A 21,739-nucleotide genomic window follows, 5' to 3' on the forward strand; every position below is an offset into this window, starting at 1 on the left:
GGGGAGAAGGCGGGAAGGGGAGTTGCCCGAGTGCCGCCGCCCGTGTCAGGGGCGGGCTCTAGACTCGGCAGCGATGAGCGGCCTCTTTGACGACAGCGTTTTTGACGGGCTTGACGGCCTCGGCGGGCCAGACGGGCTCGGCGGGCCAGACGGGCTCGGCGGGCTCGGCGGCCTCCCCGGCGGCACGGCGCCGGCGGGGCCGGGCGGCCTGCCCCGCGGGCGGGCGCCCCTCGCCCACGGCGAGGAGCCGCCGCCGGACCCCGAGGAGGAGCCGGCGGCCGAGGAGCTGCCGGAGGACCTGCCCGAGGACCTGTTCGCCGGGACCTTCGCCGACCCGGCCGCGGCCCGCGCGGAGGACGACGCGTACTACCGCAACGGGGCGCCGAAGCCGCTCGCCGACCCCGCCGCCCTGCTCGCCGGCCTCAACGAGCAGCAGCGCGCGGCCGTCACCCACAGCGGCTCCCCGCTGCTCATCGTGGCCGGCGCGGGCTCGGGCAAGACCCGCGTGCTCACCCACCGCATCGCCCACCTCCTCGCCGCCCGCAACGCCCACCCCGGGCAGATCCTCGCGATCACCTTCACCAACAAGGCGGCCGGCGAGATGAAGGAGCGCGTCGAGGAGCTGGTCGGCCCGCGGGCCGCCGCGATGTGGGTGATGACCTTCCACAGCGCCTGCGTCCGCATCCTGCGCCGGGAGAGCAAGAAGCTCGGCTTCACCTCCAGCTTCTCGATCTACGACGCCGCCGACTCGCGCCGCCTGATGGCCCTGGTCTGCCGCGACCTGGACCTGGACCCCAAGCGGTTCCCGCCCAAGTCCTTCAGCGCCAAGGTCTCCCAGCTGAAGAACGAGCTGATCGACCCCGAGGACTACGCGGCGCAGGTCGCGGGCGAGGCCGCGGGCAGCTACGAGAAGACCGTCGCCGAGGCGTACACCCTCTACCAGGGGCGGCTGCGCGAGGCCAACGCGCTGGACTTCGACGACATCATCATGACGGCCGTCCACCTGCTGGACGCCTTCCCCGACGTCGCCGAGCACTACCGGCGCCGCTTCCGGTACATCCTGGTCGACGAGTACCAGGACACCAACATCGCCCAGTACACCCTGATCCGGCTGCTCGTCGGGCGGCAGGACCCGGGCGAGCTGTGCGTGGTGGGCGACGCCGACCAGTCCATCTACGCCTTCCGCGGCGCCACGATCCGCAACATCCTCCAGTTCGAGCAGGACTTCCCCGACGCCACGACGCTGCTGCTGGAGCAGAACTACCGCTCCACCCAGACCATCCTCTCCGCCGCGAACGCCGTCATCGCCCGCAACGAGGCGCGGCGCCCCAAGAACCTGTGGACGCAGGAGGGCGCGGGCGCCAGGATCACCGGGTACGTCGCCGACACCGAGCACGACGAGGCGCAGTTCGTCGCCGACGAGATCGACCGGCTCACCGACGCGAAGGAGGCCACCCCGGGCGACGTCGCCGTCTTCTACCGGACGAACGCGCAGTCCCGGGTCTTCGAGGAGATCTTCATCCGCGTCGGCCTGCCCTACAAGGTGGTGGGCGGCGTCCGCTTCTACGAGCGGCGCGAGGTCCGCGACGTGCTGGCCTACCTCAGGGTGCTCGCCAACCCCGAGGACACGGTCCCGCTGCGCCGCATCCTCAACGTGCCCAAGCGCGGCATCGGGGAGCGGGCCGAGGCGATGATCGACGCCCTCGCCCAGCGCGAGCGGATCTCCTTCGCCCAGGCGCTGCGGCGGGTGGACGAGGCGTACGGGATGGCGGCGCGCTCGGCGAACGCCGTCAAGCGGTTCAACGCCCTGCTGGAGCAGCTGCGTACCGTCGCCGAGTCGGGGGCGGGACCGGCCACGGTGCTTGAGGCGGTGCTTGAGCAGACCGGCTATCTCGCCGAGTTGCAGTCCTCCTCCGACCCGCAGGACGAGACCAGGGTGGAGAATCTCCAGGAACTCGCCGCCGTCGCCCTGGAATTCGAGCAGGAACGCGAGGAGGACGATCCGGGCAGCCTCGCCGACTTCCTGGAGCGGGTGGCGCTGGTGGCCGACTCGGACGAGATCCCGGAGGCCGCCGAGGAAGGCGGCGGCGTGGTCACCCTGATGACCCTGCACACCGCCAAGGGCCTGGAGTTCCCCGTGGTCTTCCTGACCGGCATGGAGGACGGCGTCTTCCCGCACCAGCGCTCGATGCACCGGACCAAGGAGCTGGAGGAGGAGCGGCGGCTGGCCTACGTCGGCATCACCAGGGCCAGGCGCCGGCTCTACGTCACGCGCTCCGAGCTGCGCAGCGCCTGGGGCCAGCCGCAGCACAACCCGCCCTCGCGGTTCCTCGACGAGATCCCGGCGGAGTACCTGGACTGGCGGCGCACCGGCGCGGCCGCCGCCCCGCCGCCCCCCGCGGCCTCCGCCGCCCCGCGCGCCCGCAACCGGCTGGGCGCCGGCGGCTTCGCCACCGGCCGGATCAAGGACCGCCAGGTGATCGCGCTGGCCCCGGGGGACCGGGTGACGCACGACAGCTTCGGTCTCGGCACGGTCGTCTCGGTGCAGGGGGCCGGGGACCGGGCGGAGGCCACCATCGACTTCGGCGGGGAAAAGCCCAAGCGGCTGTTGCTGCGGTACGCCCCCGTGGAAAAGCTCTGACCTTTGCCGTGTAGTGTCGCCGATATGTCACAGACCGGGGAAAGGGCTTGTGGTAGAGCGGCCGGGGGCGATTAGCTTCGAGCGGCAATGTTCGTACTCCAGTTCCTTCTGTCCCCGGAGTACGTACCGTCTCTGATTCCCAGGGGGAACGACATGAGCCAGCCCTGGCAGCCGCCGCCGGACAACGGCGGCGGATTCGGCCAGCCACCGCAGCCCTACGGCCAGCAGCCCCCGCCGCCGCAGCCCGCGCCCTCGCCCTACGGGCAGCCGCAGCCGCCGCAGCAGCAGGGGTACGGCTACCCTCCGCCGCAGCCGCAGCAGGGCTATGGCTACCCGCCCCAGCAGCCGCAGCCGTTCGGCGCCCCCGCGCCCGGCGGCTACCCGGGGCCCGGCGCGCCGGGCCCGGGCGCCGCGAACAACAACGTGGCGCTCGCGGTCGCCGGCATGGTGGTCGGGGTGATCGTGGCCGCCCTGCTCTACGGCCTCCTCTACCGCGCGATGTACGACGACGACTCGGGCGAGGTCACGCAGATCAGCTACGCCTCCCTCGCGGTGGGCCTGCTGGTCGGCCTGGCCCCGGCGTTCTTCGCCAGGAAGAACTGGCCGCTCTACATCACGGCGGCGGTGCTCGCGCTGCTCGCGGCGATACTCGGGGAGCTGTTCGGGACGGCGCTGATCGTCTCGCACCAGGCGGAGCAGTACATGGGCGCCGACAAGAGCGGCTTCTGGGTGCTGTTCAACTATCCACAGGACACGTGGGACCTGTGGTCGGACGGCAACGAGTTCATCAACTACGTCTTCCTCTGCTTTGCGCCGGCCGGTGCCATCGGCATCTGCCAGGCCATCCTGCGCCGGAGGCCGTGAGCCCGCGCCCCACGCGCGCCCTCGGCAAGGCCCGCCACTTCCCCCGGGGAGCGGCGGGCCTTCCGCTTGCCGCCCCGTGCCGAGGCGGCCCACGCGTCCCCGGCATCCGCGTTCCGGCGGCCGGGGCGTTCGCGCACGCGCGGGCAAGGGCCGGGCGGCACCCGGGGCGCAGGCGTGCGCCGCCCGCGGGCGTGCGCGGGCGTGCGGGGACGGCGGGTCTACGCCGGCGTGCGGGGGCGGGGGGCGTGGGGGAGGGGGCTGCGGCGCGCGGGCCGGTGACCGGGCGACGCGCCCCGGGAGAGACCGGCCCGCCGGCGCCGCCGGGGGCCGGGCCCGGCTCCGCGGCTCAGGTGGGTTCCAGGCCGTGTTCCCGCAGCCAGGGCAGCGGGTCGATGGCCGAGCCGCCGCCCGGCCGCACCTCGAAGTGCAGGTGCGGGCCCGTGGAGTTGCCCGAGTTCCCCGAGTACGCGATGACGGTGCCCGCCTGCACCGAGCCGGACTGGTAGACCGTGCTGCTGAGGTGGCAATACCAGGTCTCGGTGCCGTCCGGGGCGGTGAGGATCAGCATGTTGCCGTAGGAGACGTTCCACTGGGTCCTGATGGTCCCGTCGGTGGCCGCCATCACCGGGGTGCCCCAGGAGACGGGGAAGTCGATGCCGGTGTGCACGGACATCCAGTTGACCCCGGCCTGGCCGAAGTAGGCGCTGAGCCCGTGCTGTTCGACCGGCAGGAAGAACTTGGGCCGCAACGCCTCCTGGCGCTCGGCCTCCTCCTCGGCGGCCCGCTCCTCCGCCTCGTGCTGCGCCTGCAGGTCGAGCTGGCCCTGGGTGAGGCTCGCGCGCTCCGCGTAGTCGCCCGCGGCGGCCGAGAGGCTGACCAGCTGGGTGTCGAACTCCTGGTTGGCCGGCAGCTCCTCGACCTCGGAGGGGTCGGGCGCGGCCACCGGCGCGCGGTCCTCGGAGCCGGTCTCCGTCTCGGAGACGGTCGCCGCGGTGGCGACGGCGGTGACGCCGAGCACCGCGAGCGAGGGGGCGGCGACGCTGAAGAAGGCGGACCTGGCGCGGGGCCTGATCGACCGCCGCCGCCCGCGCCGCGCCGCGAGTTCCTCCCGGCCCCCGGCCGCGGCGGGAGCCGGCTCCTCCCGCTCCCGGGATTCCGCGGGCTCCTCCGGCTCCGGGAGAGCGGCGTCCTGCGCGAGGTCCTGCTCCCCCGCGCCGTCCGTAAACGGCGTGAATTCCGCCGACCCGGCGAACTCGGTCTCGAACTCCGCCCGGAAACCGCCGTCGGGGTCCGTCCCGTCCGCCGTGGCGCCGGCGGGGGCGGCGCCGGGGAATTCCGCCGGAGTTCCGGCCGGGAACTCCGCCTCCGCGCCCGGGTAACCCGGGTAACCGGCGTAGTCGGGACAACTCTCGTAACCGGCCTGGTATTCGGCCTGCCCCGAGTGCCCGGAGGGCGCGAACCGTCCCGCGAATGCGGCGGGTTCGCCCTGTTCCTGCCCGGCGGCCTGCGCCGCCCCGGGAAAACCCGGGTAGGTCCCGTACGCCGCCTCCTGCGGGTGCCCGGCCTCTCCCGGGTAGCCGGAGGGGGCGGGGTAACCCTCCTGCGGAACGCCGCCGTTGCCCGTCTCGCCCGGGCCGCCCCAGCCGGCCTGGGCCGGGTACCCGGCGCCCTGGCCGGCGGCGAATCCCGCCGTGGACCCGTCCGGCACGCCGTCGGTGAACCCGTCCGGCACGCCGTCGGTGAACCCCGCCGGGTAACCGGCCGTGAACCCGGGCTGCGCCCCGGAGCCGTCCGCCGTGCCGTACGCGCCCGCCTGGCCCGCGTCCTGCGCGGCCCAGGCGCCGTCCCAGCCCGGGGTGCCGTGCGCGGGGGTGTCGTAGGAGAGCCCGCCGTCCCAGCCGCCGCCGTACGCCCCCTCGAAGGCCGCGCCCTGCGCCCCGGGGCCCGCCTGTCCGTACCAGTCCTGGGGGGCGTACTGGCCGGGAATGCCCGTCGTGGCCTGGGCCGCGGCGGCCCAGTCGCCCTCGTGGCCGAGGGTGGCGGTTGCGGTGGCGGTGGTCTGCCGGCCGTAGGGGTCGAGAACGTCCGGTGTGGCGTAGGCGCCGTAGCCGGGGTAATCCGATGGCTCGGACGTTCCCGACAGCAGACGATCGCTCACTGACAACGCCTTTCGGCTCGACAACAGGAGCTGGGTGGGTGCCCTGCGGCTGCGGTGCCGCGACTGTACCCGGCGGTAGACGGCGGCCACAATCTTTCCCCCGGGCTTGGCGGCTTTCCCGGGCTCAGGAAACGGGCAATAGCCTGCCTTTTCGGCGGCGCACTCATGGACACGGCACGATTTGTTCGAAAGGCGTTCGAGCGGGGGTGCGGGAACGCGCCCGGGCGGCGGCCCGCGGCACCGCGGGCGCGTTGCCCGAAGTGTCGCGGAGCGCGCCGCCGGGGAAGGGCTCCCGGGCGGGCCGCGGTGCGAGATCCTGGGAGGAGTCTGCGTGCGCAGTCCGTTCGCTATCCGCTGCCGGCGCCGAGCCGGCGGGTTCCCTGGGAGGGTCAGATGGGTGAGCCGGGTCCCCTTCGCGTGGTGGTCGCCAAGCCAGGTCTCGACGGGCACGACCGGGGCGTGAAGGTCATCGCCAGGGCGCTGCGCGACGCCGGGATGGAGGTGATCTACACGGGCCTGCACCAGACTCCGGAGCAGATCGTGGACACCGCGATCCAGGAGGACGCCGACGCGATCGGCCTCTCCATCCTCTCCGGCGCGCACAACACCCTCTTCGCGCGGGTGATCGAGCTGCTGCGGGAGCGGGACGCCGCCGACATCACCGTCTTCGGCGGCGGGATCATCCCCGAGGCCGACATCCCGGCCCTCAAGGCGGCCGGGGTCGCGGAGATCTTCACGCCGGGCGCGCCGACCGGGGACGTGGTCGCCTGGGTCAGGGCCCACGCCCGCCAGGGCATCGGCGCAGCGTAGCGGGCGGGCGGCGCGCGGCGGGCGCGGCGGGCGTGGCGGGGACCGACTGTGACGGGTCTCACCGCCCACTCGGGACCCGGGGTTCATAACCCCCCACGGTGCCCCGATACGCTCGACTTCGGACCTGCCGCGTGCTCCGTCGCTCTCGTACCACGTCACGCGGCCACGCGGCACGCCCACGCTGACAACGAACCGCGAGACATTGATTGAGGGACGGACGCGCGTGGACCTGTTCGAGTATCAGGCGAAAGACCTCTTCGCCAAGCATGACGTACCGGTGCTGGCCGGCGAGGTCATCGAGACGCCGGAGGCGGCGCGCGAGGTGGCCGAGCGACTCGGCGGCCGCGCGGTCGTCAAGGCGCAGGTCAAGACCGGTGGCCGGGGCAAGGCGGGCGGCGTGAAGCTGGCCGCCGACCCCGAGGACGCGGTCGAGAAGGCCAGGGCGATCCTGGGCATGGACATCAAGGGGCACACGGTGCACCGCGTGATGCTGGCGGAGACCGCCGACATCGCCGAGGAGTACTACGTCTCCTTCCTGCTCGACCGCACCAACCGGACGTTCCTCGCCATGGCCTCGATCGAGGGCGGCATGGAGATCGAGGAGGTCGCCGCGACCAAGCCGGAGGCGCTGGCCAGGATCCCGGTGGACCCGATCGACGGCGTCACCGAGGCCAAGGCCAGGGAGATCGTCCAGGCCGCGCGGTTCCCCGAGGAGGTCGCCGGCCAGGTCGTCGAGGTGCTGCAGCGCCTGTGGACCGTCTTCATCGAGGAGGACGCCCTCCTCGTCGAGGTGAACCCGCTGGTCAAGACGGCCGAGGGGAAGATCATCGCCCTCGACGGCAAGGTGTCCCTCGACGCGAACGCCGAGTTCCGCCAGCCGGGGCACGCCGCCCTTGAGGACAAGGCCGCGGCCAACCCGCTGGAGGCCGCGGCCAAGGAGCGGGGCCTCAACTACGTCAAGCTGGAGGGCGGCAGCGTCGGCATCATCGGCAACGGCGCGGGCCTCGTGATGAGCACCCTGGACGTCGTCGCCTACGCCGGCGAGGCCCACGGGGGCGTCAAGCCCGCCAACTTCCTCGACATCGGCGGCGGCGCCTCGGCCGAGGTGATGGCCAACGGCCTGGAGATCATCCTCGGCGACCCCGAGGTCAAGTCCGTCTTCGTCAACGTCTTCGGCGGCATCACCGCCTGTGACGCGGTCGCCAACGGCATCGTGCAGGCCCTCGAACTGCTCAAGTCCAAGGGCGAGAACGTGTCCAAGCCGCTCGTCGTCCGGCTCGACGGCAACAACGCGGAGCTCGGCCGCAAGATCCTCACCGACGCCGACCACCCGCTGGTCGAGCAGGTGGACACCATGGACGGCGCCGCCAACCGCGCCGCCGAGCTGGCCGCGAAGTAAGCAAGCATCCCGAAGACGACGAGGACACACACCACCATGGCTATCTTCCTCACCAAGGACAGCAAGGTCATCGTCCAGGGGATGACCGGCTCGGAAGGCCAGAAGCACACCAGGCGCATGCTGGCCGCGGGCACCACCATCGTCGGCGGCGTGAACCCGCGCAAGGCCGGCCAGCGGATCGACTTCGACGGGACCGAGGTCCCGGTGTTCGGCAGCGTGAAGGAGGCCATCGAGGCCACCGGCGCGGACGTCACCGTGATCTTCGTGCCGGAGAAGTTCACGAAGGACGCGGTCGTCGAGGCGATCGACGCCGAGATTCCGCTCGCCGTGGTCATCACCGAGGGCATCGCCGTGCACGACACGGCGTACTTCTGGGCGTACGCGGGCAAGAAGGGCAACAAGACCCGCATCATCGGCCCGAACTGCCCGGGCCTGATCACGCCGGGGCAGTCCAACGCCGGGATCATCCCGGCCGACATCACCAAGCCGGGCCGCATCGGGCTGGTCTCCAAGTCCGGCACCCTGACGTACCAGATGATGTACGAGCTGCGGGACATCGGCTTCTCCTCCTGCGTCGGCATCGGCGGCGACCCGATCATCGGGACCACGCACATCGACGCCCTGGCCGCCTTCGAGGCCGACCCGGAGACCGAGCTGATCGTGATGATCGGCGAGATCGGCGGGGACGCCGAGGAGCGGGCCGCGGACTTCATCAAGGCCAACGTCACCAAGCCGGTCGTCGGCTACGTGGCGGGCTTCACCGCGCCCGAGGGCAAGACGATGGGCCACGCCGGCGCGATCGTCTCCGGCTCCTCCGGCACGGCCCAGGCCAAGAAGGAGGCCCTGGAGGCGGCGGGCGTCCGGGTCGGCAAGACCCCGTCCGAGACCGCGCGGCTCGCCCGCGAGCTGCTGGCCGCCTGAGCGGGGCGCCGGCGGCCCGAGGGCCGCGCCCCCGTCGCCTCGCGCCCCGGGCGGCGTCCGCGTGCCGGACGCCGCCCGGGGCGCGTTCGCGTCTGCCGCCCGGCTGCCTCAGGGCCAGGCGAGGACCCAGGCGAAGGCGAGGCCGGCGAGCCCGGCGAGCGCGAGGAGGACGGCGAGGCGGGCCAGCCGGGCGTTCCACCGCTCGCTGGCGAGCCTGATCGCCGCGGGCAGGCGGGTCGCGCCCGCGCCCCCCGCCGCCGCGAGCAGGCCGCGGACCTGCTCGGCGAGCAGCCGCTCCCGCGCCTCGGGCGGGGCCTGCGCCAGCCGCGGGACCCGGTCCACGAGGGCCTCCCGCGCGTTCCGCAGCCGCCGCGCCGTCGCCGCGCAGGTCGCCTCGGTCTCGGCCGCGGTCTGCGGCAGGGGCAGCCCGAGCCCGTCGTGCAGCACCACGGTGCGCCGGTAGCAGCGGGGCAGGGCGAGCAGCGCGGCCCGCAGCAGGGCGTCCCCGGGCGGCCCGGCGGGCGCGGGCTCGGCGCCGCGCGCCCGGCGCCGCCGCGGCAGCAGCGCGTACCAGGGCGAGAGGGCCAGCTCGTGGACCGCCGCCCGCACCCAGCCCGCCGGGTCCTCGTCCCGCGCCACCCGCGGCCACTGCTCCCAGGCCAGCCGGAAGGCCCGCGTCACCGCCCGCTCCGCCCGGGCGCAGCGCCCGCAGAGCAGGTACGCCTGGCGGGTCAGCGCCAGGGCGTGCGTGGTGTAGAGGCGGTCGAACGCCTCCGCCGGTGCCTGCGGGGACCCCGGGACCTGCGGGGGCCGCGGGGCGCGTGGGGTCCGTGGAGCGGATTCATGTGTAAAAACGGTCATATGCATATATTGGGCGACACTACGGCGAAACCCCGTTACGCCGGGGCGGACGGCGTTGTTGGCAGCATGGCCGCGTGCGCGACCTCACCTCCCGAACCCGGCGGCCGAAGGACCGGCCGAGGGCCGGCGCCCTCGCCCCGCTCCAGGGCGTGCTTCCGGCGCTCGGGCGCTGCCTGCCGCCCGGCCGCTTCCGGCTGCGCTGGCTGTTCGACGGCGCGCTCGCGGCCGTGCTCGGGATCGGCGCGGTGGCCGCGGTCGTCCTCTCGCTGTGGACCCTCTCGCCCTACCCGGACACCGGGGCCGACGGCGCCCTGCGGGTGGCGGCCGACCTGTGGCTGCTCGGGCACGGCACCGAACTGGTCCGCCCCGCGGCCGCGAGCGGCGGGGCGCCCGTGGGCCTCACCCCGCTGCTGCTCGCCGCCCTCTCCGGCTGGCTCCTCTACCGCTCGGCCCGCGGCTCGCTCGAACCCGACCCGCTCGCCGGAGAGCCGGGCGCCGAGCCGGGCGAGGGGCCGCGGGCCGCGTTCTGCCTGACCGTCGGCTACCTGCTGGTCGCGGCGGCGGCCGTGGCCTACACCCTGCCGGGGGAGCTGCGCGCCGACCCCTGGAGCGCCGCCTGGCACCTGCCGCTCTTCGCCCTGGCCTGCACGCTCGCCGCGGCGTGCGCCACCTGCGGGATCCCGCCCGCGCCCGCCTGGGCCCGCCGGCTGCCCGGCCCCGCCACGCTGCGCGCCGCGGCCCGCGCCGCCGTGGCCGGAACGGGCGCCTACTGCGCCGCGGGCGCCGCCCTCGCCGCCCTCGCCCTGGCCTGCCACGCCCGGGCGGCGGGCGACTCCTTCGGACGGCTCGGCAGCGGCTGGTCCGGCTGGTCGGGCTGGTGCGACCTGGGCGGCCTGGCGCTGCTCGTCCTCGCGCTGCTGCCGAACGCCGCGGTGTGGGCCGTCGCGTACGCGCTGGGGCCCGGCTTCTCGCTCGGCGTCCACGGCGCCGTCGGCCCCCTCGACGTGCGCGGCGAGCCCGCGTTGCCCGACTTCCCGCTGCTCGCCGCCCTGCCCGAGGGTACCCCGGGCGGCGCCCCGGCCTGGGTGGCGCTCGCGCTGGTCCCGGCGGCGGGAGTGGGCGTCACGGCCTGGCGGGCCGGGCGCGAGGCGCCGGCGGGACGGCTGCCGGCCGCGGGCACCGCCCTGCTCGCCGCCTGCGGCGCCGGCGCGTTCCTCGGGGCGCTCGCCGCCCTGTCCGGGGGCCCGCTGGGCGGCGCGGAACTCGCCGGCTTCGGTCCCGAAGGCCGCTCGACGGCCCTGGCGGTGGCCGCCTGGACCGCCGCGCTCGGCGCGCCCCTCGCCCTGCTGCTGCGCCTGCTGCCCACCCCGCGCCCCCGCCCGCTGGGCGCCCTGCGTGCCCGGCTGCGCCGCCCGGCGCCCCGGCTCGACCCGGAGGCCGAACGGTGGCACACCACGGCCGCCCGCCACAGCCGCTGGGCCGCCCTGAAGAAGTCCTCGGGCACCCTCGTCCCCGACTTCCCCGACTTCCCCGACGTCACGGACCTCACCGGCCCGCTCGGCCTCCCCGAGACCGGGGGCGCGGGCGAGGCCGGGGACCTCGGCCCCGGCGGCTCCCGCGACCCGGCCGGGGGCCCGCCCCACCCCGGGGTCCCGGGCCAGGACCCGCCCCCAGGCCGCTGACCGCCGCCCCGGAGGGGCCGCCCCGCGCCCACCGGCCCGCGAGGGCCGAGGGCCGAGGGGCGGCGGGAGACGGCGGGAAGGCGGCGGGAAGACGGCAGGAGGACGGCAGGAGGACGGCAGGAGGACGGTGGGGGACTCAGTTCTGCTCGCCGAGGAACGGCCGCAGCTCCGAGGGCAACAGCACCTCGCAGGACTCGCGCGAGGGCTTGGTCAGCGCCTGGTCCACACAGTCGAAGTAGTCCTTGTACACCAGCTGGAGGGTGTACGAGGCGGCCACGATCGCCAGCGAGAGCCCCGCGAGCACCAGGCCGGAGATCGCGGCCGTCAGCTGCGGCCGGTCCTTGCGCGCCGCCACCCGCGCCGCCGCGCCCTCGCCCGGCGGCACCGCCACCGGCGGGGCCTGGCCCTGGAGTTCCCGCACCCGGCGCTCCCTGGCCTCCTTGCCGTCCTTGGGCCCGCCGCGCAGCGCGCTGACGCCCCAGTAGAGCGCGAGCGCCCCCAGCAGCAGCGCCAGCCACTCCCAGCCGAGCAGCACGCCGCCGCACACGCCCCACATCCCGGCGAGCATCGCGTACCTGGCGTGCCGCTGCGCGGGGTCGGAGGGGTCCCAGCGGGGACCGCCGAAGCCGCCCTGGCGCTCGGGCCCGTTCGGCGGCTCCCCCCAGCGCCCGCCCTGCCGCTGCGGCTGCCGGGCGCTCCACTGGCCGCCCCAGTGCGGGGCCTCCTGCTGTTCGCCCTCGCCTCGCTCCCCGCCGTTCCCCTCGGCGCCCTGCGGGTGGCGGGGGCGCCACGGCTGGTCGGGCTGTCCTTCCGGCGGCGGGGCGAAGGGATTGTCCTCATCGCCCTGCCGCTCCTGCCGCGGTTGCTGGCCGTGGGCTGGGCGTCGGTTGGTCATCGTGGTCGTCGAATCTCCCTCTGGCTGTCCGGTCGCCCCCCGCCTCCCCCGCCTGCGGTCGCGTGGCGGACGCCGATCAGCCGCCGTCTGTGGGCGTCTCCTCCCGACCGTACCTGTCCTGCCCCGCCCCACGGGACGGGGGGAGTGGGGCGTGCCGGTATCGTTGCCGGTGCCTCCCGCACGCGGTCCTTCGGGACCAGTTGAAGAAAGACCTCGTCGTGGCCTCTGTCCCCGAGCCGACGTCCCCGGCGCGCCTCGTTGTCCTCGTCTCGGGTTCCGGAACGAATCTCCAGGCGATCCTCGACGCCGTCGCGGCGCAAGGACCGCGGGGCTACGGGGCCGAGGTGGTCGCCGTGGGCGCCGACCGGGACGGCATCGAGGGGCTGCGGCGCGCCGAGCGCGCGGGGCTGCCGACCTTCGTCCAGCGGGTGCGGGACCACGCCACCCGGGTGGACTGGGACCGGGCGCTCACCGACTCGGTCGCCGCCCACCGCCCCGACCTGGTGGTCTCCGCCGGGTTCATGAAGATCGTGGGAGCGGATTTCCTGGCCGCTTTCGGCGGCAGGTTCATCAACACCCACCCGGCCCTGCTCCCCAGCTTCCCCGGGGCGCACGGCGTGCGTGACGCGCTCGCGCACGGCGCCAAGGTCACCGGGTGCACCGTCCACTTCGTCGACGCCGGTGTCGACTCCGGTCCGATCATCGCCCAGGAGGCGGTGGAGATCCGGGACGAGGACGACGAGATCTCGCTCCACGAGCGGATCAAGGAAGTCGAGCGACGGCTGCTCGTCGAGGTCGTGGGCCGGATTGCCCGGCACGGCTACCACATCGAGGGACGAAAGGTGTATATCCCGTGACCGTCCAAGGCGGCGCGCCAGGCGCGGAGGAGACAGCGGACCAGTCCGCCGAGGCAACGCGGCGCCCGGTGCGCCGGGCCCTGATCAGCGTGTACGACAAGACCGGCCTCGAAGAGCTGGCCCGGGGCCTGCACGCGGCGGGCGTGCGCCTGGTGTCCACCGGCTCCACCGCGCGCGTGATCGCCGCGGCCGGGGTGCCGGTGACCCCGGTGGAGGAGCTCACCGGCTTCCCCGAGGTGCTCGACGGGCGGGTGAAGACGCTGCACCCCCGCGTGCACGCCGGCCTGCTCGCCGACCAGCGCCTGGAGAGCCACCGCGGGCAGCTGGACGAGCTGGGCATCGAGCCCTTCGAGCTCGTGGTCGCCAACCTGTACCCCTTCCGCGAGACGGTCGCCTCGGGCGCCACGCGGGACGAGTGCGTGGAGCAGATCGACATCGGCGGCCCCTCGATGGTCCGCGCCGCCGCGAAGAACCACCCCTCGGTGGCCGTGGTCGTGGACCCGGGCCACTACGAGACGCTGCTCGCCGCGGTGGCGGCCGGCGGCTTCACCCTCGCCGAGCGGCGCGGCCTGGCCGCCCGGGCGTTCCAGCACACCGCCGAGTACGACGCGGCGGTGGCGGGCTGGTTCGCGGAGCTCGACACCACGGCGGACCAGCCCTTCGCGGCCCACGCGAACCTGACCTTCACCCTGGACCGGGTGCTGCGCTACGGCGAGAACCCGCACCAGGCCGCCGCCCTCTACACCGACGGCAGCGGCCGGGGCCTGGCCGCGGCCGAGCAGCTGCACGGCAAGGAGATGTCATACAACAACTACGTGGACACCGAGGCCGCGCACCGCGCCGCCTGGGACCACGACCGGCCCTGCGTGGCGATCATCAAGCACAGCAACCCCTGCGGGATCGCCGTCGGCGCCGACGTCGCCGAGGCCCACCGCAAGGCCCACGCCTGCGACCCGCTCTCCGCCTACGGCGGCGTCATCGCGGTCAACCGGCCGGTCTCCGCGGCGCTCGCCGAGCAGGTCGCCGACATCTTCACCGAGGTCATCGTCGCCCCGGACTACGAGGACGGCGCCCTTGAGGCGCTGACCCGCAAGAAGAACATCCGCGTGCTGCGCTGCCCCGAGGGCCCCGCGGCGCGCACCGAGCTGCGGCCGGTGGACGGCGGCGCGCTGATGCAGGTCACCGACCGGCTCCAGGCGCCGGGCGACGACCCGGCGAGCTGGCAACTGGCCGCGGGGGAGGCGCTGTCCGCGGAGGAGCTGGCCGAACTCGCCTTCGCCTGGCGCGCCTGCCGCGCGGTGAAGTCGAACGCCATCCTGCTGGCCAAGGACGGCGCCACCGTCGGCGTGGGCATGGGCCAGGTGAACCGGGTCGACTCGGCGCGGCTCGCGGTGCGGCGGGCAGGCGCGGAGCGCGCCGCGGGCTCCTACGCGGCCTCCGACGCCTTCTTCCCCTTCCCCGACGGCTTCGAGGTGCTGGCCGAGGCCGGCGTCAGGGCCGTCGCCCAGCCCGGCGGCTCGATCCGCGACAAACTGGTGATCGAGGCGGCGGAGAAGGCCGGAGTCACCCTCTACCTCACCGGAACCAGGCACTTCTACCACTGAACGCCGCCGCCGGGGGCGAACTCCCGCCGCCCCCCGGCGCGTTCGGCAACACCACCGGGCGCCCCCGCCCTCCGCGGACGGCGCACGCACGGGCCCTGCCCCTCCCCCGGGGAGGCGGCGGGGCCCGGGGCGTTCAGGGCTGCGGCCGGTCGAGCAGGCCGACGACGACCTCGTGGACGACCTCGTGATCGCGCGCGTCGTGCAGCCGCCAGGGGCCGCCGTCCACCGTGTACCACTCGTCGGCGCCCGCGTAGCGGATGCGCATCGTCAGGGCGCCGTCCTCGGCCGCGGTCGTATACAGCTCCAACTCGCCGGTGATGACGCCGACCTCCTTGGTCATCACCCCGCCGCGGGGCGGGGTGAAGACGGAATACCTCTCGCTCATGACTCACTGATACCGGAATCGCCGCCCGCCGGTCCGCAGGCGCCGAGCATGTCCTGAAGGGCGGCCCGCTCCTCCTCGTCGACCGTCAGCCCCCACTCGTACTTCACGTCGATCCACATCGCGGCGTAGGTGCAGTGGTAGGACTCCTCGACCGGCTGCCAGTCGGCCGGGTCCTGGTCGCCCTTGGACCGGTTGGCGGCGGCGCTGACGGCGATCAGCTGCGGGTTCTCCAGGTCGTTGGCGAACGAACGGCGCCGGTCCTCGGTCCAGCCGGCGGCGCCGGAGCGCCAGGACTCGGCGAGCGGCACCACGTGGTCGATGTCCACCTCGGAGGGGGCGTCCAGGGTCGCCCCGTCGTAGGGGCTGTGCCAGGTACCCGAGGTGGGCCGGCAGTCCTCGTCCACCTCCACCCCCTCGCCGTCGCGGCGCAGCACCCACTGCCTGGTGGTGCAGCCGTCGGTGGTGATCCAGTGCGGGAAGCGCTCGCGCGCGTACCCGGCCATCGAGCCCTCGGGGGCCGTGGCGAGCTCGGCGAGTTCGGCGCGGGCGGTCTCCGGGTCGGGAATGCCGGGCGGACTCGCCCCGACGGGCCGCGCGAGCAACGTGCCGAGCAGCACGCTCACGCAGCCCCCGACCAGCAGCAACAGCCGCGCACCACGCACCCGTTGACCGCGACGGGGTCCGGCGGCGGCGTGGGGCTTGGCGGCGTCGTGGGGGTGCGGGCCCTGGCGGGGCCCGGCGGTGTGGGGGTCCGGGTGAGCCATCAGGTACCTCCGGGGGGAGGGTGGGGATTACCTGATGTTCCGCTTACCCGAAGTGACGCGAGCATGCCCGATCGTGACCCCCCGCCCACAACCGGCAGAGGCGAACCCCCCACCCGCACGCCCACCCCACGCGCCGGAGCCGCCCGGGCGCGCGTGCGGAGCGGGGGCGCTCACCGGGCGCGGACCGCCTTGCTGGCCTTGGTCACGCCCACCTGGAGGGCGTGGCCCGGGCGTCGTCCTCGGTGACCGGGTCACCCAGGTCGATCAGGTCGTCATCGTCCGCAAAGGGGGTGTCCCAGGTGCGCACGGACATGGCGGCGATATGGATGCCCCGGCGCAGAATCTCGGCCTCGGGCACTCCGAGGCGGGCAGCGCCTTCCTTGATCAGCGCGAGGTCTTCGGGGTCGGCGTATACGTTCGTTCGCTGCATGGGCATGCACCACTCTTACTCGTGCACCGCGCTGGGACATAGGCGGGCAGCGCTATGGCGCTGGTTCGCGGGTGGTGCGGGTGAGTTCGACGACGAGCTGGTTGGCGAGGAAGAAGGGCGCGGCCGGGTGGCCGTAGGGGAGGTAGTCGTCGGGGCCGGGGGCCAGGTGCGGGTCGAAGATTCCGCCGAACACGCCCCAGACGCGGGGCTTGCGCGCGCGCACGTACACGGGCTCGCCCAGATAGGGGCAGTGCCGCGCCGCGAGGCGCGCGCACGGCCGGCAGACCGGTGGCTTCGTGCACAGCAGCCCTTCGGGCCAGCCCGGCATGTCCTCGGCCGCCTCGGGGCGGCGGACGGCGAACAGCCAGCCCTTCGCGTTGCGGTCGGCGGGTCCTGAGCAGACCTGGCAGCGCCGCTCCAGCATGGCCTGCCGCTGCCGGACGGGATGCATCACGCGGTAGTCGGGCCGCCCGCTGCCCGGGGCCTGCCCGACCCGCGCCCACAACACCCCGTGCCGGTCCCGCTCCCCGGCCCTCTCGTCCCGGTAGGCCAGCCCCTGCCGGTCGGGCCGCAACGTCAACGGCCCACCCGCGAGCACCGGTTCACCGCTCCACCGGGTGACCCAGGGGACAGGCAGCCCCCGGGGACCCCAGGTCATCACGCCGGACATGGCCTCGTTCACGATGTCTTCCTGTCTCCGAGATGCCTCCGGATCGCCTCGGTCAACTCGGCAACCCTTCTGCGCAACTGCGCGAGTTCCTGAGCGGTAGGGCGCGGGTCACTTGGGGACTCGTTCCCGGGGCGCGGGGGTGTGGACATGGGCATCACCTGCTGTACTTCGACCTCCCAGGGCAAGCACGGTCCGTGCGCTGCCGGTTACCCAGACAACACCCGCGCTGCTACCGTCAGCAGGGGTGAGCGGAGGTTACTCACCTTGCACGCGTGGACGGACGGATAAAGGCGCAGGTGGGGGTATGGGCGAGCGCATCGCAGGCGACGAGGTGAGTGACCTCGCCGCTTTCGGTATCGAGGTGCTGGCCGCGCGCGAGTCGCGCAAGATCAAGCAAAGGCATCTCGCGGACGCGACGGGATACAGCCGGTTCTATGTGTCCAAGGTCGAGCATGGCGTACAGATGCCGAGTGACCGGTTCGCCGAACGCTGCGACGAGGTGTTCGGCACGAACGGACTCTTCCGGCGGTTGCGCCGCAGGATCAGCAATCTGGACCCGCCTGCCTGGTTCGCTCCCTATCTCAGGCTTGAACCCCAGGCCGCCCGCATCTTCGACTGGTCGGTGCACTGCCTTGTCGGGTTCGCGCAGACAGACGCGTACGCGCGCGCGATCTTCCGCGCCGGATATCCGCGAGATACGGCGGAAAGCATCGCACTGAAGGCCGCCGAACGGCTGCGGCGGCGCGAAAAGCTCGACCGGGCGGACCCTCCCCCCGAGATCTGGCTGGTCGTTTACGAGGCCGCGCTACGTGCTGTAGTGGGGGGTCCAAGGGTCATGGCCGATCAACTCGCCAGCCTCGCACGGTACGCCGAGTCGCCCGGCGTCGATTTTCAGGTCATGCCGTTCGGGGCCGGGGCCCACGGCGTGCACATGTCCGCCTTCACTCTCCTCACCTTCTCCGACGAAACCGCAACAAGCGTGTGGGCAGACGGCCCGCGCGGGGGCAGGCTGTATCAAGAGGCTGCCGTGACGGCCGAAGCCGCGCGCGTGCACGAGCGCATGCGGGCGCACGCGCTGTCGCCTCGTGATTCGCTCAATCTGCTGTGCGCTATCCGTGAGGAGCACCTGAAGAATGTCTGACCTGAACCGGGCCCCCGGGCTGAAGTGGGCCACGTCCTCGTACAGCGGCAACGGGAGTCAGTGCATCGAGGTCGCCGCGCTGTCCGGGGCCGTGGCCATGCGCGACACCAAGAACCAGAGCCGCGGGCCGGTCCTCACGGTGCCAGGCGCCGCGTGGCGCGCGTTCGTCGGCGCCGCCGTCAACGACCGACTCCGCGCGTGACGGGGCGCAGTCGTGTGTCCGGAAACCCGCGGAGCGGCCCCTCAGACGGCGAGGGGGACCTGGGTGCCCTGGGGCGGGGCGTTGTAGTGGTCGATGATCTTGTTCAGCTCGACCTGGTAGTACAGCGCGCCGAGGCCCCACAGGAACATCAGCAGCAGGCCGACCACGGGGCTGCAGGTCTGCGCGAGGCCCGCGGAGCGCTGGGCCTGGGCTATGCGCTTGCCGGTGTTGTAGAGCGAGACGAACGGCGGAATGATCAGGAAGATGCCGAACAGGATGGTCACCACGGCCATGCCGGGGTTGACCTCCACCCGCTGGTCGTACTCCTTCAGCTCCTTGTTGATCTTGTAGTACCAGACGATCCGGTAGATGCCGAAGGTGATGAGCGGCAGGCCGATCCAGGCGGCCGCGGGGCTGCGGCGCTTCATGGCGAGGCCGAAGCCGACCGGCTGCGCGGGCAGGCCCGGCTGGCCCGGGGCGCCCGGGTAGGGGGCGGGCGGGTAGCCGCCCTGGCCGGCCTGCGGCCCCGCCTGCTGCGGGCCGGGGGCGTACGGGCCCGGCTGGCCCGGCTGGGCGTAGGGCCCCGGCTGGCCCGGCGCCTGGTACGGGCCGGGCTGCCCCGGGGCCTGCGGGTAGGGCCCCGGCTGCCCGCCCTGTGCAGGCACCCCCTGGGGGCCGGGAGGCGTCTGGTAATTGCTCACGGTGGAGCTCCTTGACTGTGATTCGGTCGATGGCGTCGGGCACCGCCCGGGCGCTGCTTCGCGCCGCGGTGCCGGGCCGTCCGTGCCCGCCGGGAAGGCGCGGCACGGGAGGGGCCATGGCCCGGCCGGGGTGAAGCCGCCGCAGGCGTGCGTGTGTTCCACGGACGCGCGTGTCTTCCCCCCGAGTTGCCCGGCGTGCTATTCGACCCTTCCGGCGGGCCCGCTGTCCAGTCGGATGACATGACTGTGGCGTAGTGGGTGCTTCGTGTGACAGCACGGTGATCCGGCGGTGACGGAACGCGCCGCGGCGCGGGCCCCCGGATTGCGCGGCCCGCGCCGGTATCCGCGAGGATGGGGGCATGAGCGCGAAGACTCTCGATGGCAAGGCCACCGCCGCGGCGATCAAGTCCGGGCTGAGTGCCCGGGTCGAGGTCCTCAAAGAACGCGGCCTCACGCCCGGGCTCGGCACGCTGCTCGTGGGCGACGACGTGGGCAGCCAGAAGTACGTCGCGGGCAAGCACCGCGACTGCGCCGCCGTCGGCATCGCCTCCATCCAGCGCGAGCTCCCGGCCACCGCGACCCAGGCCGAGATCGAGGCGGTCGTCGCCGAGCTGAACGAGGACCCCGCCTGCACCGGCTACCTGGTGCAGCTGCCGCTGCCGCGCGGCATCGACGTCAACCGCGTCCTGCGGCTGATCGACCCCGCCAAGGACGCCGACGGCCTGCACCCCACGAACCTGGGCCTCCTGGTGCTGGGCGAGCCGGGCCCGCTGCCCTGCACCCCGAACGGCATCATCACCCTGCTGCGCCGCTACGAGGTTCCCCTGGCGGGCGCCGACGTCGTCGTCGTGGGCCGCGGGGTCACCGTGGGGCGCTCGCTGCCGCTGCTGCTCACCCGCCGCACCGAGAACGCCACCGTGACCCAGGTCCACACCGGGACCCGCGACCTGGCCGCGCACCTGCGGCGCGCCGACATCATCGTGGCCGCGGCCGGCGTACCGCACCTGGTGAAGCCGGAGGACGTGAAGCCGGGGGCGGCCGTGCTCGACGTCGGCGTCAGCAGGGACGAACAGGGCAGGATCGTGGGCGACGTGCACCCGGGCGTGGCCGAGGTGGCGGGCTGGCTCTCGCCCAACCCCGGCGGCGTCGGCCCGATGACCCGCGCCATGCTGCTGCAGAACGTCGTGGAGGCCGCGGAACGCGCCGCCGCCCCGGCGGTGGCCGAGTGAGGGCCGCGGGCGCCGCCTGGCGCGACCGCTGGCTCGTGCCGGAGAAGTACCGCACGCGCGACACCGCCAGGCCCGAGGGCGGGCAGCGGACGGCGGGCGGCGAGGCGCCGGCGCCGATCCGCCAGTGGCCCCTGCTCGCGGTGCTCGGGACGACGCTGCTCGGGCTGCTGGTGGCGCTGAGCGACTTCAGGATCGGGCTGCTGATCGTCGGCTGCGCCCTGCTCGGGGGCGGGGTGCTGCGCGGCTGGCTGCCCGCCGTGGGCATGCTCGCGGTGCGCTCCCGCTTCACCGACCTGCTGACCTACGGCGTGCTCGGCGGGGCGATCGTGCTCTTCACCCTGATGGCCGAGCCCGATCCCTGGCTCGAAGTGCCCATCCTGAACGACCTGTTGAGGTTCTCCGCGGGCGGTTAGCCCCCGGGTGGCCATGCCCGGGCCCCCACGGCCGGACGCCCCCCTCCGGCGAGCCGGGCGCCGCCTGGCGGGCGAAGCGGCGGGTGCCGGGCGGCAGACGCAAGGCCGGGCGGCAGGCGCCGAGCGCCATGCGCCGTGCGGGAGATCGAGCGGCAAGCGCCGCGCGGCAGTCGCCGTGCGGCACGAGGCGAAGCGGCGGAGGGAGCGGCAAGCGGAGGTTCAGCGGAGCCAGGCGGCCACCGTTGCCTGGTGGCCGCCGACCCACTCCTCCGCGGCGGCGGTGGGGGTCATCCCCTCCCCGGCGATCAGCTCGGCCACGTAGTCCTGGTCCTCGGCCGTCCAGGAGAAGGCGCGCAGGAAGTCGGCGGCCTCGCCGCCCTCGTCGGCGAAGTCGGCGTTGAGGTATTTGCGCAGCTGAATGCGCGGATAGTAGGAGGGCAGCTCCACCTCGGAGAGCCCCACCCGGCCGGTCAGCCAGTGCGGCTGCCACAGGTACGTCAGCAGCGGCCGGCCGTCGCGGCCGGCCTCGGCTATCTGCTCTTCGAGGGATTCCTCGCTGCCCGTGGCCACGGTGCGGTAGTCAAGACCGAGGTCCTCGATGATCGCCTCGTCCCTGGTGGCGAACTCCGGGTCGCCGTGCAGCACTTGCCCGCCCAGCTGGTCCGCGAACTCGTTGAGGTTGCGCCAGTCGAGGACCTCGGGGTGCTCCTCGGCCCAGGCCGTGGGCACGAACCAGCCGACGTGCCCGGTGATGCCGAGCGGCCCGGCGTCCACGACGTCCTCCTTGCGCTCGACGTGCAGCTCGCGCCGCTCCGGCACCGCCCCCCAGTCCTCCAGGATCGCCTGCACGCTGCCGTCGCCGAGGGCGTCCCAGGCGCTCTGCTGATCGGTCTCCACCCGCTCCACCGGGATGCCGAGCTCGTTCTCCAGCACGTACGCCACCACGGCGACGTTCGCCTGCCCCCCTGGCCAGGAGGGGACGGCGAGCGTGACCGGCTCGGGCTCGTCGTCGGTGCCGACCACCCCGTCGGCCAGGCTGCACGCGCTGAGCGCGACCAGGCTCAGGGCGCCCAACCCGGCGAGCAGCGGATGACGTATGCGAGGGCGCATGC

Annotated in this window: 21 protein-coding genes; 12 read left to right on the forward strand and 9 right to left on the reverse strand. The window is 74.0% G+C overall.

Annotated elements, in window-relative coordinates:
- The first annotated feature begins 73 nt into the window (after window positions 1–73).
- Together pcrA and D7294_RS01150 are read left to right on the forward strand one after the other, a co-directional pair.
- Window positions 74–2,641 (forward strand): DNA helicase PcrA, encoded by a 2,568-nt coding sequence (gene pcrA / locus D7294_RS01145; RefSeq protein WP_120674441.1) that lies wholly within the window; start codon window positions 74–76, stop codon window positions 2,639–2,641.
- Between the two features lie 153 nt (window positions 2,642–2,794).
- Window positions 2,795–3,505 (forward strand): hypothetical protein, encoded by a 711-nt coding sequence (locus D7294_RS01150; RefSeq protein ID WP_120674443.1) that lies wholly within the window; start codon window positions 2,795–2,797, stop codon window positions 3,503–3,505.
- A gap of 346 nt (window positions 3,506–3,851) precedes the next feature.
- Here D7294_RS01150 and D7294_RS01155 read toward each other — a convergent pair whose 3' ends face one another.
- Window positions 3,852–5,663, reverse strand: a complete 1,812-nt coding sequence (locus D7294_RS01155; RefSeq protein ID WP_241562015.1) for a M23 family metallopeptidase — start codon at window positions 5,661–5,663, stop codon at window positions 3,852–3,854.
- A 393-nt stretch (window positions 5,664–6,056) separates the two neighbouring features.
- Between D7294_RS01155 and D7294_RS01160 the strand changes: the two genes are divergently transcribed.
- From D7294_RS01160 to sucD, 3 genes are all read left to right on the forward strand, one after another.
- Window positions 6,057–6,473, forward strand: coding sequence for a coenzyme B12-dependent isobutyryl CoA mutase small subunit (locus D7294_RS01160; RefSeq protein ID WP_120674445.1), 417 nt, complete (start codon window positions 6,057–6,059; stop codon window positions 6,471–6,473).
- A 223-nt stretch (window positions 6,474–6,696) separates the two neighbouring features.
- Window positions 6,697–7,872, forward strand: a complete 1,176-nt coding sequence (sucC, locus tag D7294_RS01165) for an ADP-forming succinate--CoA ligase subunit beta (RefSeq protein ID WP_120674447.1) — start codon at window positions 6,697–6,699, stop codon at window positions 7,870–7,872.
- Window positions 7,873–7,908: 36 nt separating this feature from the next.
- Window positions 7,909–8,793 (forward strand): succinate--CoA ligase subunit alpha, encoded by an 885-nt coding sequence (gene sucD / locus D7294_RS01170; protein ID WP_120674449.1) that lies wholly within the window; start codon window positions 7,909–7,911, stop codon window positions 8,791–8,793.
- 108 nt (window positions 8,794–8,901) lie between these two features.
- Here sucD and D7294_RS01175 read toward each other — a convergent pair whose 3' ends face one another.
- A complete protein-coding gene (locus D7294_RS01175) occupies window positions 8,902–9,660 on the reverse strand; it encodes a SigE family RNA polymerase sigma factor (protein ID WP_147450747.1) in 759 nt (252 codons plus the stop codon).
- Between the two features lie 68 nt (window positions 9,661–9,728).
- On the opposite strand from D7294_RS01175, the gene D7294_RS33590 reads away from it, so the two are divergent.
- Window positions 9,729–11,336 (forward strand): cell division protein PerM, encoded by a 1,608-nt coding sequence (locus D7294_RS33590; RefSeq protein ID WP_120674453.1) that lies wholly within the window; start codon window positions 9,729–9,731, stop codon window positions 11,334–11,336.
- A gap of 136 nt (window positions 11,337–11,472) precedes the next feature.
- On the opposite strand, the gene D7294_RS01185 is transcribed toward D7294_RS33590, so the two are convergent.
- A complete protein-coding gene (locus tag D7294_RS01185; RefSeq protein WP_120674455.1) occupies window positions 11,473–12,231 on the reverse strand; it encodes a hypothetical protein in 759 nt (252 codons plus the stop codon).
- Between the two features lie 218 nt (window positions 12,232–12,449).
- Between D7294_RS01185 and purN the strand changes: the two genes are divergently transcribed.
- Together purN and purH are read left to right on the forward strand one after the other, a co-directional pair.
- The gene (gene purN / locus D7294_RS01190; RefSeq protein ID WP_120674457.1) at window positions 12,450–13,088 is read left to right on the forward strand and encodes a phosphoribosylglycinamide formyltransferase; all 639 of its coding nucleotides are present in this window, start codon (window positions 12,450–12,452) and stop codon (window positions 13,086–13,088) included.
- The gene (purH, locus tag D7294_RS01195; RefSeq protein ID WP_120674459.1) at window positions 13,085–14,692 is read left to right on the forward strand and encodes a bifunctional phosphoribosylaminoimidazolecarboxamide formyltransferase/IMP cyclohydrolase; all 1,608 of its coding nucleotides are present in this window, start codon (window positions 13,085–13,087) and stop codon (window positions 14,690–14,692) included. The genes purN and purH overlap by 4 nt, the downstream gene beginning before the upstream one ends.
- A gap of 133 nt (window positions 14,693–14,825) precedes the next feature.
- Here the strand turns inward: purH and D7294_RS01200 are convergent, their stop codons facing one another.
- From D7294_RS01200 to D7294_RS01215, 4 genes are all read right to left on the reverse strand, one after another.
- Entirely contained in the window at window positions 14,826–15,077 is a 252-nt protein-coding gene (locus D7294_RS01200; RefSeq protein WP_120674461.1) for a hypothetical protein, read from the reverse strand.
- Window positions 15,074–15,721, reverse strand: coding sequence for an HNH endonuclease family protein (locus D7294_RS01205; RefSeq protein WP_241562016.1), 648 nt, complete (start codon window positions 15,719–15,721; stop codon window positions 15,074–15,076). Before D7294_RS01205 ends, D7294_RS01200 begins: the two co-directional genes overlap by 4 nt.
- A gap of 322 nt (window positions 15,722–16,043) precedes the next feature.
- Window positions 16,044–16,277 (reverse strand): ribbon-helix-helix domain-containing protein, encoded by a 234-nt coding sequence (locus tag D7294_RS01210; RefSeq protein WP_120674465.1) that lies wholly within the window; start codon window positions 16,275–16,277, stop codon window positions 16,044–16,046.
- A 46-nt stretch (window positions 16,278–16,323) separates the two neighbouring features.
- Window positions 16,324–16,953 (reverse strand): hypothetical protein, encoded by a 630-nt coding sequence (locus D7294_RS01215; protein WP_147450748.1) that lies wholly within the window; start codon window positions 16,951–16,953, stop codon window positions 16,324–16,326.
- Window positions 16,954–17,245: 292 nt separating this feature from the next.
- Here D7294_RS01215 and D7294_RS01220 point away from each other — a divergent pair, with 292 nt between their 5' ends.
- Both D7294_RS01220 and D7294_RS01225 read left to right on the forward strand, forming a co-directional pair.
- Window positions 17,246–18,082 (forward strand): helix-turn-helix domain-containing protein, encoded by an 837-nt coding sequence (locus D7294_RS01220; RefSeq protein WP_120674469.1) that lies wholly within the window; start codon window positions 17,246–17,248, stop codon window positions 18,080–18,082.
- On the forward strand, window positions 18,075–18,284 hold the full coding sequence (locus tag D7294_RS01225) for a DUF397 domain-containing protein (protein WP_120674471.1): 210 nt from the start codon (window positions 18,075–18,077) through the stop codon (window positions 18,282–18,284). The genes D7294_RS01220 and D7294_RS01225 overlap by 8 nt, the downstream gene beginning before the upstream one ends.
- Before the next feature lie 41 nt (window positions 18,285–18,325).
- On the opposite strand, the gene D7294_RS32720 is transcribed toward D7294_RS01225, so the two are convergent.
- A complete protein-coding gene (locus D7294_RS32720; RefSeq protein WP_120674473.1) occupies window positions 18,326–18,985 on the reverse strand; it encodes a DUF4234 domain-containing protein in 660 nt (219 codons plus the stop codon).
- A 359-nt stretch (window positions 18,986–19,344) separates the two neighbouring features.
- Here D7294_RS32720 and D7294_RS01235 point away from each other — a divergent pair, with 359 nt between their 5' ends.
- Both D7294_RS01235 and D7294_RS01240 read left to right on the forward strand, forming a co-directional pair.
- Window positions 19,345–20,214 carry a bifunctional methylenetetrahydrofolate dehydrogenase/methenyltetrahydrofolate cyclohydrolase gene (locus D7294_RS01235; protein WP_120674475.1) on the forward strand — a complete coding sequence of 290 codons (870 nt, stop codon included), beginning with the start codon at window positions 19,345–19,347 and terminating at the stop codon, window positions 20,212–20,214.
- Window positions 20,211–20,627: a DUF3017 domain-containing protein gene (locus D7294_RS01240; protein WP_338325597.1), complete on the forward strand. Its 417-nt coding sequence runs from the start codon at window positions 20,211–20,213 to the stop codon at window positions 20,625–20,627. The genes D7294_RS01235 and D7294_RS01240 overlap by 4 nt, the downstream gene beginning before the upstream one ends.
- A gap of 219 nt (window positions 20,628–20,846) precedes the next feature.
- Here D7294_RS01240 and D7294_RS01245 read toward each other — a convergent pair whose 3' ends face one another.
- Window positions 20,847–21,737 (reverse strand): glycine betaine ABC transporter substrate-binding protein, encoded by an 891-nt coding sequence (locus tag D7294_RS01245; protein ID WP_120674477.1) that lies wholly within the window; start codon window positions 21,735–21,737, stop codon window positions 20,847–20,849.
- Window positions 21,738–21,739: the final 2 nt, after the last annotated feature.

It is taken from the genome of Streptomyces hoynatensis, from assembly GCF_003626535.1.
Taxonomy (GTDB): Bacteria; Actinomycetota; Actinomycetes; order Streptomycetales; family Streptomycetaceae; genus Streptomyces; species Streptomyces hoynatensis.

Excerpts from the sequence above, each read along its gene's own strand:
- D7294_RS01245 (WP_120674477.1), bottom strand. The coding sequence starts at position 21,737 with ATGCGCCCTCGCATACGTCATCCGCTGCTCGCCGGGTTGGGCGCCCTG.
- D7294_RS01175 (WP_147450747.1), bottom strand. The coding sequence starts at position 9,660 with ATGCATATGACCGTTTTTACACATGAATCCGCTCCACGGACCCCACGC.
- D7294_RS01200 (WP_120674461.1), bottom strand. The coding sequence starts at position 15,077 with ATGAGCGAGAGGTATTCCGTCTTCACCCCGCCCCGCGGCGGGGTGATG.
- D7294_RS01160 (WP_120674445.1), top strand. The coding sequence starts at position 6,057 with ATGGGTGAGCCGGGTCCCCTTCGCGTGGTGGTCGCCAAGCCAGGTCTC.
- D7294_RS01150 (WP_120674443.1), top strand. The coding sequence starts at position 2,795 with ATGAGCCAGCCCTGGCAGCCGCCGCCGGACAACGGCGGCGGATTCGGC.
- D7294_RS01220 (WP_120674469.1), top strand. The coding sequence starts at position 17,246 with ATGGGCGAGCGCATCGCAGGCGACGAGGTGAGTGACCTCGCCGCTTTC.
- D7294_RS01185 (WP_120674455.1), bottom strand. The coding sequence starts at position 12,231 with ATGACCAACCGACGCCCAGCCCACGGCCAGCAACCGCGGCAGGAGCGG.
- pcrA (WP_120674441.1), top strand. The coding sequence starts at position 74 with ATGAGCGGCCTCTTTGACGACAGCGTTTTTGACGGGCTTGACGGCCTC.
- sucD (WP_120674449.1), top strand. The coding sequence starts at position 7,909 with ATGGCTATCTTCCTCACCAAGGACAGCAAGGTCATCGTCCAGGGGATG.
- D7294_RS01235 (WP_120674475.1), top strand. The coding sequence starts at position 19,345 with ATGAGCGCGAAGACTCTCGATGGCAAGGCCACCGCCGCGGCGATCAAG.
- D7294_RS01210 (WP_120674465.1), bottom strand. The coding sequence starts at position 16,277 with ATGCCCATGCAGCGAACGAACGTATACGCCGACCCCGAAGACCTCGCG.
- D7294_RS01225 (WP_120674471.1), top strand. The coding sequence starts at position 18,075 with ATGTCTGACCTGAACCGGGCCCCCGGGCTGAAGTGGGCCACGTCCTCG.